This is a genomic window from Flavobacterium sp. CF108 (assembly GCF_900129795.1).
GTDB lineage: Bacteria > Bacteroidota > Bacteroidia > Flavobacteriales > Flavobacteriaceae > Flavobacterium.
Window position 1 is genome coordinate 295,144 of sequence record NZ_FQWW01000004.1, and the last position, 14,916, is coordinate 310,059.

At 35.4% G+C, this 14,916-nt stretch carries 10 protein-coding genes; 4 read left to right on the forward strand and 6 right to left on the reverse strand.

The genetic code is table 11. The features are described from left to right. Positions 1-20: 20 nt before the first annotated feature. From galB to BUE10_RS13050, 4 genes are all read right to left on the reverse strand, one after another. Positions 21-2,510 carry a beta-galactosidase GalB gene (galB, locus tag BUE10_RS13035; RefSeq protein WP_073485709.1) on the reverse strand — a complete coding sequence of 830 codons (2,490 nt, stop codon included), beginning with the start codon at positions 2,508-2,510 and terminating at the stop codon, positions 21-23. A 94-nt stretch (positions 2,511-2,604) separates the two neighbouring features. Further along, entirely contained in the window at positions 2,605-3,459 is an 855-nt protein-coding gene (locus tag BUE10_RS13040; protein ID WP_073485711.1) for a hypothetical protein, read from the reverse strand. Positions 3,460-3,479: 20 nt separating this feature from the next. Further along, positions 3,480-5,081 (reverse strand): RagB/SusD family nutrient uptake outer membrane protein, encoded by a 1,602-nt coding sequence (locus tag BUE10_RS13045; RefSeq protein WP_073486127.1) that lies wholly within the window; start codon positions 5,079-5,081, stop codon positions 3,480-3,482. Between the two features lie 12 nt (positions 5,082-5,093). After that, positions 5,094-8,207: a SusC/RagA family TonB-linked outer membrane protein gene (locus BUE10_RS13050; RefSeq protein ID WP_073485713.1), complete on the reverse strand. Its 3,114-nt coding sequence runs from the start codon at positions 8,205-8,207 to the stop codon at positions 5,094-5,096. A 463-nt stretch (positions 8,208-8,670) separates the two neighbouring features. On the opposite strand from BUE10_RS13050, the gene BUE10_RS13055 reads away from it, so the two are divergent. From BUE10_RS13055 to BUE10_RS13070, 4 genes are all read left to right on the forward strand, one after another. Continuing rightward, entirely contained in the window at positions 8,671-9,387 is a 717-nt protein-coding gene (locus BUE10_RS13055; RefSeq protein ID WP_073485715.1) for an NUDIX hydrolase, read from the forward strand. A gap of 21 nt (positions 9,388-9,408) precedes the next feature. Then, positions 9,409-10,143 (forward strand): NUDIX hydrolase, encoded by a 735-nt coding sequence (locus BUE10_RS13060; RefSeq protein WP_073485717.1) that lies wholly within the window; start codon positions 9,409-9,411, stop codon positions 10,141-10,143. Between the two features lie 164 nt (positions 10,144-10,307). Continuing rightward, entirely contained in the window at positions 10,308-12,104 is a 1,797-nt protein-coding gene (lepA, locus tag BUE10_RS13065) for a translation elongation factor 4 (protein ID WP_073485719.1), read from the forward strand. A 556-nt stretch (positions 12,105-12,660) separates the two neighbouring features. Continuing rightward, the gene (locus tag BUE10_RS13070) at positions 12,661-13,620 is read left to right on the forward strand and encodes a helix-turn-helix transcriptional regulator (RefSeq protein WP_073485721.1); all 960 of its coding nucleotides are present in this window, start codon (positions 12,661-12,663) and stop codon (positions 13,618-13,620) included. A gap of 39 nt (positions 13,621-13,659) precedes the next feature. On the opposite strand, the gene BUE10_RS13075 is transcribed toward BUE10_RS13070, so the two are convergent. Further along, positions 13,660-14,157 carry a DinB family protein gene (locus BUE10_RS13075; protein ID WP_073486129.1) on the reverse strand — a complete coding sequence of 166 codons (498 nt, stop codon included), beginning with the start codon at positions 14,155-14,157 and terminating at the stop codon, positions 13,660-13,662. Positions 14,158-14,205: 48 nt separating this feature from the next. After that, positions 14,206-14,685 (reverse strand): DinB family protein, encoded by a 480-nt coding sequence (locus BUE10_RS13080; RefSeq protein ID WP_073485722.1) that lies wholly within the window; start codon positions 14,683-14,685, stop codon positions 14,206-14,208. Positions 14,686-14,916: the final 231 nt, after the last annotated feature.

A 14,916-nucleotide genomic window follows, 5' to 3' on the forward strand; every position in this document is an offset into this window, starting at 1 on the left:
GGAACGTTGACGTTATATTATTATTCTGTTGTAATTACTATTGTTGCGGGTTTTAATCCGTTTGCCTTTGCGGTTAGTTCCAGTCTTCCTGATTTATCTCCAGATTGAACGATTACTAAACATTTTCCATTTAAAGCGGTATGTTTTGAACCTTTATACGATTCGTGACTTACGGGATCTCCGCTGCAAACGCCTACGATTTTTCCGTTTCCTGTTAATGAAAAGTTGATTTCGTTATTGGCGTTTGGAACCAAAGTTTCTTTACCATCTAAAATATCTACGGTTACAAATGACAAATCATTTTTGTCTGCTTTAATAGTACTTCTGTCCGCTGTTAGTTTTAATTGCGAAGGATTTCCGGCTGTTTTGATTTCTTTTTCTAAAACAACTTTTCCGTTTTTACGAGAAATTACTTTTAGAGTTCCCGGCTGAAAAGGGACTTCCCAAATTACGTGTAAATCATCTCCTTTTTTGCTTCTTTTTCCAACTGATTTTCCGTTTACGAAAAGTTCCACTTCATCGGCATTATTATAGTAGGCCCAAACGTCGACAGTTTGTCCGGCTTTCCAGTTCCAATGCGGAAAAATGTGAAGTACGGTTTTGTCTGTCCATTCACTTTGGTACATATAATAAACATCTTTTGGGAAACCGGCTAAATCTACAATTCCGAAATAGGAACTTACTGACGGCCATTCATATGGGGTTGGTTCTCCGATATAATCAAAACCTGTCCAGATATACATTCCCGAAAGGAAATCGTATTTTTTAATCACTTTCCAGGTTGCTTCGTGCGTTGAGCCCCAAGGTGCCTGTACCTGATCGTAAGCTGAAACGGTATTACCCGGATTTCCATCTGTAAATTTAAGGTCCCATCTTACCGGCCATTTTTTAATCGAATCAGAAACGGCATCGTAATAACCGCGAGTTTCTAAAGCCGAAGTAGTTTCGGTTGCGATGAAAGGAATTCCAGGGAAATTCTTTTGATGATATTGATAGGTTTGATGTGCATAATTATATCCGATTAAGTCTAAAATACCAGATTTTGCAATAGCGTTAAACTGAACATTCTTTTTTTCGAATTGTAATGTTACGGCATCAATATTCATATTTACCGGCGGGTTCATTGCTGCTGTAAGCGGACGGGTTTTGTCATTTATTCGAACGATTTCTGCCAATTCTTTTGCAATTTCAACACCTGTTTCATTCCATTGTTCCGGAATTTCGTTTCCAATACTCCATATAAAAATACTTGGGTGATTTCGGTCACGGCGCAATTGATCAACTAAATCTTTTCTATGCCATTTGTCCCAATCATTTGCGTAATCGTATTTGGTTTTGTTTTGTTTCCACATATCAAAAGCTTCATCCATTACAATGAAACCCATTTTATCACATAAATCTAAAAGTTCCGGGGCAGGTGGATTATGAGAAGTTCTGATTCCGTTTACGCCCATTTCTTTCAGAATTTCTAACTGACGTTCGATTGCACGCGTGTTGATTGCAGAACCTAACGGGCCTAAATCGTGATGCATGCAGACTCCTTTTATTTTGACTTGATTTCCGTTTAAAATAAAACCTTTGTTCAAATCAAACTTAAAATCCCTGATTCCGAAATTGGTTTTGTATTGATCAACGATTTTATCATCAACAGAAATCTCCGTAACAACTGTATACAATTCTGGTTTTTCAACTGACCATAAAACTGGCGATTCTACTTCTGCTTTTACATTTAGCAATGTGCCGCTTTTTGGAGTAAGCGTTATATATGTAGTGGAGCCTGATGTAACTTTTTTATCTTCCTTATAAATGGTAGTTATTAATGTTAACTTTTTTGATTCTGAATAATCGTTCTGAATTCTAGTTTCAATATTTACAGAAGCTTTTTCGGCAGTAACTTTTGGAGTTGTAACATAAGTTCCCCAATGTTCAACATGCAATTTATCTGTAGTTTCTAACCAGACATTTCTAAAAATTCCTGATCCTGAATACCATCGTGAATTTGGTTGTTTTGAATTGTCAACCTTTACAATTATTTCGTTGGTTTTTTCTCCATAATTTAGGTATGGCGAAAGGTCATATTGAAAGCCAATATATCCGTTTGGACGTTTTCCTAAATAATGTCCGTTTATCCATACTTCGCTGTTTTTGTAAACGCCATCGAAGGCTATTGATATTGTTTTATTTATATCTTCAGATGGGATTTTAAAAGTTTTTTTATACCACCCTAAGCCTCCGCTTAATGATCCGCCACCATATCCTGCCGGACTTTTTTCATCAAATTTTCCTTCAATGCTCCAATCATGCGGAACATCTAAGGTTCTCCATTTGGTTGAAGCTCCAATTGTATCTTTATCTATTATACTATCATTTAAATGAAAACTCCAGTCTGCATTAAAAGAGATTTTTCGGTTTGAAAAAGCATCTTCTTTTTTACTGCAGGAGCTTAATAAAAACATCGCAGAAAAAATCAAAACTGAAAGTCTGCTTAGATATTTAAATGTGGTTTTCATAGATAGTAGTTTTTGTGGTTTGTATAACAAATATAAACATACCGATAGGTGTCTGTATCGATCCCCTACCGGTAGTTTTCTTTTTTATAATGTATTATGGTTTAGGCTTGTAGTGAAAAACGATTAAACAAACGCCTTCACCTTTTCTGCTTTGGTTACGAATAACGGCCAGACGCAATGAATTATCTTTAAGTTCAACCACTTTTACACTGTACCAAATAGCACAATCTGCATAATAATCTCCACCATACAACATCTCTACGCCTCCATTAAAAATTAATTTATTATTGGCGATTTCAAAACTATAAGTTCCTTTTTTAGTTGTCTGCACATTACTGCTAATTGCCGTTTGTTTTACGGTAGTATTGTAACCTCCGTTCAAATCAAAATACATTTCTCCCCAGTCTTTGCTTGGCATGATCCATGAATTACTTGCATAATCCGGAAACCAGTTCCAGTTGTCTCCAGAGGCTGCTGGATAATCTAAACCTGCCCAGCCAACCGGATCAATAAAATCCAGAACCCAAGTTTTACCTGCTACGCCATTAGTCAGCATTGCCCATTTTGGATCGCTGAAATATGTTTCGTCATTTTCTTCAACATTTACTTCTACCGGGGCTGCATCTACAGAACCTCCTCTTGTGTAAGCGGTAAAATAAACCGTATACTTTCCTGCAAAAGGAAATGTAATTTGATCTTCGCCTTTATTAGAATGTCCTAATTCATTGCCATTTCCGTCTACATATCTCCAGTATGGAATTACATCAGAATCTTGATTTTTTAAGGTTACTATATTCTTATTTGCAGCATTCTGTGTTACCGAAAACTTAAGTGTTGACGGTGTTAAAGTTATTGCTGGCAAACTCTCGCGATCTTCTACCGGCTCGCATGAAAACAGTAGTGAGCTTAGGGTTATTGCAGCTATTAAAATATATAATATACGTTTCATAATAGTTTGTTTTTAGTTAATTACCAACCTGGATTTTGTGAAATAGTACCGTTAGAAAGAACTATTTGAGATTGCGGTAATGGAAACCAGCCTTGCGTTTCTGTTCTAAATGTTACATTAAATTGAGAATCAACATTTGTATTGTCAATTTCAGCTTTAGCTACAGCTACTCCTTGTCTGATTAAATCGAAATAACGTAATCCTTCCAGAGCTAATTCTAATTGGCGTTCTTTCATGATGGCAGCTTTATTAAAATTAGCCACTGTTAATCTGTGATTTGTATCTTTAAACGCTCTGTCACGAACTCTGTTTATATCTGCCAATGCCAAAGCACTATTAGTTTCTAAATTTAATTCGGCAGCCATTAACAATACATCCGAAAAACGAATAACAGCAAAATCCTGATAGTTATCAATTTGGAAATTTCCTCCGTTTGCTTCTACAATACTTGTTCCTGCATCATTGTTAATTGGGCAGTATTTTTTCCATGAGTATCCTGTGTATTGACGCTGCTCTCTTGCTACCGGATCAAAATTTAAAGGGTTTCCTTTATAACTTTCATTTTTATAATCAATGATTGTTGCGTCTCTGCGGGTATCTCCCGGTTCGTAAGCATTATACAATTTAGGAGTAACAGTTGCACCGCCCCATCCTGTTGCATAAGGACCAATTGCGCCGCCTCGAGGTGCAATATTAACCTGAAAACGGTTTCCTTCATTTAAATTCCAGTCTCCTTTTCCTGAACCATTAAAACGAACAGCCCAAACCATTTCTGTGTTGTCTTCTCCGGCAAATTTGTCGAAAGATGCTGCTAACCAAAGATTAGCAAAATCAGCAACCAATCCGTGGCCGCTATTATTCACTACATCATTAATATAAGTAACGGCTTGTGCTTTAGTTATAACTCCTGCTAAGTCCGTTTTTTTATAATAATCAGTGTAGAATAAAAAGGTTCTTGCTAAATAAGCTTCTGCAGCCCATTTTGTAATACGCCCATAATTTGCATTTCCTGCTTGAGAATAATTATCATTGTTTAAATTATCTGAAGCGAATTTTAAATCATTTGCTATCAAAGCGTAGGTTAACTCAGCCGGTTGTCTTGGCAATAAAAATTCGCTTGCCGAAATAGTATGATCTAATGGTACAATATCTCCAAACATTTTAGCTGCCATAAAGTGGAAATGCGCTCTTAAAAAACGAGCTTCTGCTTCGTATCTTGTTTTTAGAGCTGTATCAGATCCCCAGTTTACTCTATCCAGATTTTCTAATAAAATGTTGGCTCTGTAAATTCCTAAATAGGCATATTTCCATACATCAGCATTCATTTCTTTATTCGAAACAAATAAAAATCTATCCCATTCTATATCTGTCTGCGCATCGGCAATCCCATATCCTCCAAAACAATCATCAGAAGCCTGTTCACTTATCAATAAAGGTCCGCCGTAAGCTTCGCGTTGTAATACATCATAAACAGCAATCAATCCTGAATAGGCATCGGCTGGAGTTCTATAAAAATTCTCTTCAACTTTGGTCGTAGAAGGTTCTGTATCTAGAAAATCATCTGAACAAGCTCCTAAAACGAACAAGCTTGAGACAGCTAATAATTTTATATATTTTTTCATCGTTTTCATAATTTAAAAGTTAACATTTAGACCCATCATGTACGTACGTGGCTGTGGGTAATATCCAACATCAATTCCTTTCGCCCACGGTTGTGTTAAGTTACCGTTGCTGTCTCTTGCAGTATTCCCAAATCCAATTTCAGGATCCATTCCTTTATATTTTGTAAAAGTGAATAGGTTATTAGCTGCAACATACAATCTGAATTTGCTGAAGAAGTTCAATTTGTTTGTCAGTTTTGTTAAATCACAACCAAAAGTTGCATTCTTAATTCTGAAGAAATCAGCATTTTGAACATATAAATCAGAAAACTTCGTGTAATTTCCATTTGAATCTGTTCCGTAAGTAACTCTTGGAACTCTGTTAGAACTTCCTTCTGTAGTCCATCTGTTTAAAACATCTGTAGTATAGTTTGTGTAACCGCGTGTTGGGTCGTGAATGCCGAAAACATTTTGGTTTCCTGCAACTCCATAAGTATTAACCGTTAAGTCAAATGCTTTGTATGATAAGTCAAAATTAAAACCATAAGTAAAATCAGGGTTTGGATCTCCAACTTTCGTTTTATCATTAGCATCGATTTTTCCATCTCCATTTAAATCTACAAAACGAACATCTCCAGGCGCTGCACCCGGTTGTGCGCTTGCTGCAACTTCTGCCGCATTCTGAAAAATTCCAGCTGTTTTTAATCCGTAGAAATAACCTATTGGCTGCCCAACCTCAACACGGTTCAACTCATCTGTTCCCTGAAATAATAAATTTGGATCTCCGTGAATAATACCTTCGCTGTTTGCAACTCTAAGTACTTTGTTTTCATTGTGTGAAAGATTGGCGTTTACGGCAAAATTCCAATTTTCATTAAACTTAGTATGATAGGCTAAAGCAATTTCAAATCCTTTATTTTGAATATCTCCTCCATTAATATAAGGAGCTGTAGCACCTGCATAAACTGGAATCGATGCTAAAACCAGCCAGTCTTTTGTTTTTTTATCGTAGTAATCAAATGTTAATGAGAAGTTTTTAAACAAAACAGCATCAAATCCAAGATCTAATTGCTCTGACGTTTCCCATTTTAAGTCAGGATTTGAAAGCTGATCCGGGCTTGCACCTGTTTGTAATGTTTCTGTTCCTGTCCCAAAATGATAGTTTTTATTGTACGAACTAATAGTTGACATATAAGAAAAAGCAGGAATTTGATCGTTACCATTTTGTCCCCAGCTTGCTCTGATTTTCAATGAATTTAAAACTTTATTTTCTTGAAAGAAAGCCTCTTTATCGACATTCCAACCTGCCGAAACGGATGGGAAATATCCATATCTGTTTGAAGCTGCAAAGTTTGATGAACCGTCTCTTCTTAAAGTTGCTGTAAATAAATATCTGTTGTTGAAATCATACAATAAACGTCCGAAATAAGACTGAATTCCGTAATCGCTACGATTTCCTTTTACTGTATTTGATGTCTGGTCTGTAGCATTACTTAAATAAGCATGAGCAAAATCATCAAAAGTTAAGTTTTTACCCGTTGCTTCCATGAAATCTGAAGTATTTTTTTTGGCAGAAGTACCAACTAATACATCAAAATTGTGAACTCCGTTTAAAGTTCCTTTGTATTGAACCGTGTTTTCAAAAATCCATCCTAAAGATTTAGTTGCGTTTTGAGTAACGCTGGAAACCGTATTATTATCATTTGAAGAAAGAGAATAAACCGGCTTGAAAGAACGGTAATTACTATCTGTCATATCAACACCAAAACTTGTTCTGTAGGTGAAATTTTTAAAGAATTTTAATTCTGCAAAAATGTTTCCTACGTAACGGTTTGATTTTGTTTCATTGAAGTTATTATAATACAATGATCCTAGCGGATTACTAATATCTGCTGAAATAGAAGAATGAGCAAAACCTCCATTTGCATCATAGGCTGAATCAATTGGCGCTGCATTCAAAAAGCTTCTGATTGCGTTACTGTAAATTCCCTGATCTGCAACTCCTGAACTTTTAATATTGGCAAAAGAGAAGTTTTCTCCAATTTTTAAATAATTTTCAATTACTTCTGAAGTTGAGTTTACATTGAATGTAATACGATCATATTGTGATTGATTTGTTGAACCGCCAATCATACCTTCTTGTCCGTAATAAGACAATCCGGTTGCAATTGTAGATTTTTTATCACCACCGCTAATAGTAAGCGAATGGTTTTGTTTTATTGCACCTTCGTTAAACAAATCGTCCTGCCAGTCATGATTTGGAAAAGCAGCGATTTGTGCCTGCGTGTACAATGGCGTTAAACCAGAATTTACACGTGCCTCATTCATGATAGTAGTATATTCCTGCGTATTCAATAAATCCAGTTTTTTAGCTACTTGCTGAAAACCTGTATAAGAATTAAAAGACACATTCATTTTACCATCTTTTCCTTTTTTTGTTGTTACCAAAATAACCCCATTTGCCGCTCTGGCTCCATAGATAGATCCTGCAGAAGCATCTTTTAGAACGTCAACCCTTTCTATAGAAGAAGGATCAAGATATCCAATTCCGTTATCTACAACAACTCCATCCACTACATAAAGAGGTGTATTATTTCCTGCTGTTCCAACTCCACGAATGTTTACTGCCATTCCCGCTCCCGGCTGTCCTGAAGTTGAAGTAACATTTACACCCGCAGCCTGACCTTGTAAAGCATTTGTAACATCTAAGGTTGCTACCTGCTGAATGTCTTTTCCTGAAACTAATGAAGTTGCGGCAGTATTTACCTTTTTCTTTTGTGTACCGTAACCGATAACTACAATTTCTTTCAGTTCTGCAGTTTCTTCCTGCATCGTAACATTGATAGTTTTTTGAGTTCCTACTGTTACTTTCTGTGTTTTAAATCCGATAAAAGTAAAAACAAGAACGTCTCCGGTTTTTGCTTCTATTTTATAATTTCCATCAAAATCGGTTGCGGCGCTAATTTTAGTTCCTTCTACAGAGACAGACGCTCCGGGAACGCCCATTCCGTCAACAGCCGATGTTACAATTCCATTCACAGATCGGGATTGTGCCTGAGCAAAAGCCGACTGCATCATAAATAAGCTAAACAACAGCGTCGTGCAAAACGAGAGCATTGTTGTTTTAATACAATATTTGCTTTTCATAGTAAATAAGAGTTGGTTTAAATTAAGTTAGTTACGTTTATTGTGATCAAAGTGTAAGTTCTTTTTCTCTATAATTTACCTTCTCATTCTAATTCAAAAGTTAGTTTTTTAAAACTTATAGTCATATTGAACTTATCTTATGGTAAATTTGACTACAAGTGTAAAACTTTTTTTCTATTTTAGCAAAATATTAAGGTTATTTTTTTTCAATTCTGATTTATAGGGATTTATTTTTATTAATCTAACAAGAACAAAGCTAAAAGTGAGAGAAAAAATATTGAAAAAATCATGTTGCAGCATTTTGACAATCAATAGTTTAAAATATTTTTGTTCTGAAATTGGTTTTTCATCATAATTTCAAACAACTGACTATCAATTTTTTGCTTTGTTAAAAAAATATTAAGTAATCAAAAAAGGCAGTTATGCATTTTATTTATTTAATTTGTCAAAATTTATTTCGCACATGGATAAAAAAGTAGATGCCGACTCTGTAGCAAAAAACGAACAAAATGCAATGAACGCAATCACGATTGACTGCGTTGTTTTTGGTTTTGATGAAGGAAGTTTGGAAGTACTTTTAATCCAGCACGCAGAAGGTATTAGCAAAGGGAAATGGGGCCTTCCCGGCGGATGGATTTATAAAAAAGAAAGCACTGATGATGCGGCACATCGTTTATTGAACGAACTTACAGGTCTTGATAATATTTATCTGGAGCAGTTAAAAGCCTTTGGAGACCCAGATCGTTTCCCGCTTCGACGTGTTATCACTATTGGTTATTATGCTCTTGTAAAAAGAGAAGATTATAATATTAAAGCCGGTTTTACAGCTTCTGATGCTAAATGGTATAAAATCAACAGTATTCCTGATTTGATTTACGATCACAACGAAATTTTATCTTATAGTATCCGAAATCTTCGCAACCGCGTTCGTCAGGCGCCTATTGGATTTAATCTTTTACCGGAAAAATTTACTTTGCTGCAGTTGATGCATCTTTATGAAGAAATTCTGGGGATTGAAATGGATAAATCTAATTTCCGTCGAAAAATTCTGCACATGAAATTATTGGTTGCTTTAGATGAAAAACAACAAGACGTTTCGCATCGTGCTGCTAAACTTTATAAATTTGATCCAGACATTTATAAAAAACTGACTGAAAAGGGTTTCAATTTTGAATTTTAAAAAATAAGCATAAAAGCTAAAATGGCAACAATATCTTCTAAAAAAACTTCTATAACCGAAAGCAAATCTGCTTCAAATAATGCGACAGCAATTGACGGAATTTCAATTGATTGTGTCATTTTTGGTTTTAAAAAAGAAAGTCTTGAAGTACTTTTAGTTCAGCATGCCGGCGGAGAAAGTGAAGGAAGCTGGGGAGTGTTAGGAGGCTGGCTGAAAAGGGAAGAAAGTGCCGATGATGCTGCACAGCGAATTTTATACGAACTTACAAGTCTGGACAATATTTATCTGGAGCAGTTAAAAGCTTTTACAAATCCGGCTCGTGTTCACGATCGCCGCATTGTAACTATTGGATATTATACGCTTGTAAATCAAGAAGATTATAATGTTAGGGCAAGTATAGCAGTTCGTGAAGCAAAATGGTGTAAGATAAATGAGGTTCCCAATTTGATTTTTGATCATAATGAGATTTTAAATTTTAGCCTACTTCAGCTTAGAAACCGCGTTCGTCAGGCGCCAATTGGTTTTAATCTTCTGCCTGAAAAATTTACTTTACTGCAATTAATGCATCTTTATGAAGAAATCCTGGGAATTGAATTGGACAAGTCTAATTTCCGTCGAAAAATTCTTCACATGAAACTACTTTTCGCACTCGATGAAAAACAGCAGGATGTATCGCACAGAGCGGCAAAACTCTATAAGTTTGATGCCGAAATCTACAAGAAACTAACTGAAAAAGGTTTTAATTTTGAGTTTTAAATAAAAAATTGAATTTCACCTTTTAACTATCGGACACACATCATTCCAGAATCCAAAACTTTGCGCTATCTTTGCCCCTTAATAAGAGACGTTAAAACAATTGTTATAGCGCAATTTGCATCCGAAAAAATACTTAAACTCGATTAGAGAACTGATATATTAAAATGAAGAAGATACGTAACTTTTGCATTATTGCACACATTGACCACGGTAAAAGTACACTGGCAGACCGATTATTGGGCGCTACTCAAACTGTTACAGCTCGTGAGGAAAAAGCACAATTGCTTGACAACATGGACTTGGAGCGCGAGCGCGGTATTACCATAAAAAGTCACGCCATACAAATGGAATATACATATAAAGGTGAAGAATATATCTTAAACTTAATCGATACTCCGGGACACGTTGACTTTTCATACGAAGTTTCTAGATCGATTGCTGCCTGCGAAGGTGCGCTTTTGATTGTTGACGCGGCACAAAGTATTCAGGCGCAGACTATTTCTAACTTGTATTTGGCTTTAGAGAACGATTTGGAAATTATTCCGGTTTTAAATAAAGTTGATTTACCAAGTGCAAATCCGGAAGAAGTTAGCGACGATATTATTGATTTATTAGGATGTAAATTAGAAGATATTATTCACGCTTCTGGAAAAACAGGCTTTGGTGTTGAAAATATTTTGGCAGCTATTATCGAAAAAATTCCTGCTCCAAAAGGAAATCCTGAAGAGCCATTACAGGCTTTGATTTTTGACTCGGTGTATAATCCGTTTCGTGGAATCGAGGTAATCTTTAGAGTTGTAAATGGTGAAATTAAAAAAGGTCAGAAAATTAAATTCATGGCTACGGACAATGAATATTTTGCTGACGAAATTGGAACTTTAAAATTAAATCAGGTTCCTAAAAGTGTAGTTTCTGCCGGAGATGTTGGTTATTTGATTTCTGGAATTAAGGAAGCGCGCGAAGTAAAAGTTGGTGATACAATTACGGATGCAAAAGTTCCGACAACAAATATGATTACTGGTTTTGAGGACGTAAAACCAATGGTATTTGCCGGAATTTATCCTGTTGATACAGAAGATTACGAAGATTTACGTTCTTCAATGGAGAAATTACAGTTAAACGATGCTTCGTTAGTATTTACTCCTGAGAGTTCTGCTGCGTTGGGATTTGGTTTCCGTTGTGGATTCTTGGGAATGCTTCACATGGAAATTATTCAGGAACGTTTAGAGCGTGAGTTCGATATGACTGTAATTACTACGGTTCCTAACGTTTCGTATTTGGCTTATACTAAAAAAGAGCCTGAAAAAGCATTAATTGTAAACAATCCTTCTGATTTGCCAGAACCTTCAAAGCTGGACAGAGTTGAAGAACCTTATATTAAAGCTACAATTATTACAAAATCTGACTTTGTTGGAAACGTAATGAGTTTATGTATTGAAAAACGCGGTTTAATTACGAACCAAACGTATTTAACTACTGAAAGAGTTGAGTTGAATTTTGATATGCCTTTGGCCGAAATTGTATTCGATTTTTACGATCGTTTAAAAACAGTTTCTAAAGGTTATGCTTCTTTTGATTACTCTCCTATCGGAATGAGAACTTCGAAATTAGTAAAACTTGACGTTCTTTTAAATGCTCAAACAGTTGATGCGCTTTCTGCATTAATCCACGAAGATAACGCGTATAACATCGGTAAAAAAATGACTGAGAAATTACGTGAATTAATTCCAAGACAGCAATTCGACATTCCGATTCAGGCTGCAATTGGAGCAAAAATTATTGCTCGTGAAACTATTAAAGCACTTCGTAAAGACGTTACCGCAAAATGTTACGGTGGAGATATTTCGCGTAAGCGTAAACTTCTTGAAAAACAGAAAAAAGGTAAAAAACGTATGCGTCAGGTAGGAAACGTTGAGATTCCGCAAGAGGCGTTTATGGCTGTATTGAAACTTAACGATTAATTTTTTTTTTAGAAGAAAAAATAAAGAGAATAGAATATAGATTTAAACCCGATAATTTACGTTATCGGGTTTTTTATTTTTTTACGTTATGGATTTAGATTGAGTAGATGTAAAGGGAATCATTTCTTTGTCGATTTACTGGACGTAGACGCACTGCTGTGCGTCTCTACGGATATACTTTGTGAAAAATATTTCTATCACGTTCGATTTTCCCGCACAGAATTGTAGAGACGCACTGCAGTGCGTCTCTACGGATATGCTTTGTGAAAATATATTTCTTCTATTACAACCAATTTGCCCACACAGAATTGTAGAGACGCACTGCAGTGCGTCTACGCAAAGTATGTCGACAACAGCAAAAACCAAACGGAATAAAATATGGATTTTGATGGCGTAGACGCACTGCAGTGCGTCTCTACAGATATACGTTGTGAAAATATATTTTCTTATATCTATTTCTTGACATAAAATATCTCAAAATTTCATAAAAGAGAAAATCAAAACCTTCGTATCTTTGAATCTTTTCAACTGAAAAAACTTAGCAACTCCAAAAAAAATGCTCGACGAAAGCCCAAAACGATTTGACCGAATTGTTGCCATTCTTATCCAATTACAATCTAAAAAAATTGTAAAAGCACAGGAATTGGCAGATCGTTTTGATTGCAGTCTGCGAACTATTTATCGGGATATTCGAACTCTTGAAGCTTCGGGAGTTCCTATTTATAGTGAAGCCGGAGTTGGTTATGCTTTAATGGAAGGTTACCGACTTCCGCCTGTAATGTTTACGCGCGAAGAAGTAAGCAGTTTTATTGCTGCCGAAAAACTGATGCAGAAATTTACCGATCCTTCTTTAGGAAGTCATTATGCGTCGGCGATGTATAAACTGAAATCGGTTTTGCGAAGTACAGATAAAGACTGGGTTTCGAATATAGAATCTCGTGTTGTTATGCAGACGGCTGAACCCATGTTTAACGATAATTCGCCAAATACTTTGGCACTTCTTTTTGAAGGTATTGCCGAAAAGAAACAAATTTTACTTTCGTACAAAACGTATGAAACAGATGCAATTACACAAAGAAACATAGAGCCTGTGGGCGTTTTTCACGATAATAACAATTGGTATTTTTTAGGATATTGTCATTTACGACAAGATTATCGTCAGTTTAGAACAGACAGAATTCAGGGCATTCGAAAAACAGATTGCGATTTTACAATCGAACATGATGCTTTAGAAACTTATTTGACTAAAACAGAAACTTGTCCAACAACAAAAGTCCGCATCTTAATTGATAAGAAAATTGCAAGATATCTGTCAACCGAGAAAAAATATCACGGCTTTATTTCTGAAAAAGAAATCGACGGAAAAATAGAAATGACGTTTATGTGCCGCGATATTGACAGCGGTTTTCCGCGTTGGTTTTTAATGTTTGGAGATCACGCCACAATCTTAGAACCGGAAAGTTTAAAAACACGAACTTTAGAATTACTGGAAATTAACAGACAAAGGCTTTTATAAAAAAACTCCCGAGAGATTATCTTTCGGGAGTTTTTTATTTTATTTCTGTTTTACAACATTATAAAAATTATAATCTGTATTTGAGGCATCTGTAATTCCAATGTTTCGTCCCATTGTTACAATCTGACCTCGGTGATACGTTCCGTGATTAATAACCTGGATTAAATAATCAGCAATTGGCTGTTCGCATTCAAACCACGGATTAACGATTTTAACTTCTTTAACTAAATCTTCTTCTGACAATGAATTGATAAGATGTTTCAATTTTGTCGATGAATTTAATAAGCCTGCAAAGATTTCTTCTTTAGACAATTCGGTTTCTGGTTTCTTTTCTGACATATCAGTTTCAGCAATAACAGAAAACCAATATTCTTCTGTAGACCAAATATGGTCGAGCGTTTTTACAATAGTTGAAAAACTCGAAGGTACTTCTGCATAAAGCAGTTCATCAGATTTCGGCGAAAGCCAATTCACGAATTGCTGGTTTACCCATAAATTATAATCTGCATAATTGGACATTATCTTTTTTAAACTCATAGCCATTTAATTTTTAGATTTATTCAATAAAGTTACAATTTTATCAGATTATCTTTCCCAAAAAAATGGTGGTTCGATATTTAAAGCTCTTAAATATACATAAGCCTGCCCACGGTGATGAACTTCATTATCAATAAAATACAAGATGTTTTGAATAACAGGAAACTCATATTGTCCAAAAAGATTAAAGGTTTCGCTGAAATCTTCAACAGACAATTGTTCCCAATATTTATTGATTTCTGCTGTCGCTTCGTCCCATTTTTCAAGATACTGCGCTTTAAAAATCAGTTTTTCTGCTCCTTCTGAGAATGGTGCGGTTTCTTTAGTTACAATTCCTTTCAAACCTGGAACCGCAATTGCTAAAAGTTCATCAACTAGTTTTGCAAAAGGACGCATACCGCCAATTGAAAATTCGAAGAAATCTTTCTCTGGAAACAATTCAATTAAACGACGTGTAAGTGCACGATGACCTTGCCAGTGTTTCAATAAATCTTCTGATGTAATTACTTGTGCTTCTAATGTTTTCATGATTTTAAAGTTTTTAAATTTCTATACATCAAAAGTAAAATGGGCTGGTGACAACAGTTTGTCAGCAGGAAAAAAATAATTTAAAATATTTTTTTCCTGCTTCAGAAATGCACAGTAGAAACGCATTGTAGAGGCGCACAGCAGTGCGTCTCACGCAACGTAACCCCAATTTATTTTATAGAAAAAGAGAGCAATAAATAGTATTGAGAGCAAATTGTGGTTACTGGATCT

Excerpts from the sequence above, each read along its gene's own strand:
- BUE10_RS13080 (WP_073485722.1), bottom strand. The coding sequence starts at position 14,685 with ATGAAAACATTAGAAGCACAAGTAATTACATCAGAAGATTTATTGAAA.
- BUE10_RS13050 (WP_073485713.1), bottom strand. The coding sequence starts at position 8,207 with ATGAAAAGCAAATATTGTATTAAAACAACAATGCTCTCGTTTTGCACG.
- BUE10_RS13070 (WP_073485721.1), top strand. The coding sequence starts at position 12,661 with ATGCTCGACGAAAGCCCAAAACGATTTGACCGAATTGTTGCCATTCTT.
- BUE10_RS13055 (WP_073485715.1), top strand. The coding sequence starts at position 8,671 with ATGGATAAAAAAGTAGATGCCGACTCTGTAGCAAAAAACGAACAAAAT.
- BUE10_RS13060 (WP_073485717.1), top strand. The coding sequence starts at position 9,409 with ATGGCAACAATATCTTCTAAAAAAACTTCTATAACCGAAAGCAAATCT.
- BUE10_RS13045 (WP_073486127.1), bottom strand. The coding sequence starts at position 5,081 with ATGAAAAAATATATAAAATTATTAGCTGTCTCAAGCTTGTTCGTTTTA.
- galB (WP_073485709.1), bottom strand. The coding sequence starts at position 2,510 with ATGAAAACCACATTTAAATATCTAAGCAGACTTTCAGTTTTGATTTTT.
- lepA (WP_073485719.1), top strand. The coding sequence starts at position 10,308 with ATGAAGAAGATACGTAACTTTTGCATTATTGCACACATTGACCACGGT.
- BUE10_RS13075 (WP_073486129.1), bottom strand. The coding sequence starts at position 14,157 with ATGAGTTTAAAAAAGATAATGTCCAATTATGCAGATTATAATTTATGG.
- BUE10_RS13040 (WP_073485711.1), bottom strand. The coding sequence starts at position 3,459 with ATGAAACGTATATTATATATTTTAATAGCTGCAATAACCCTAAGCTCA.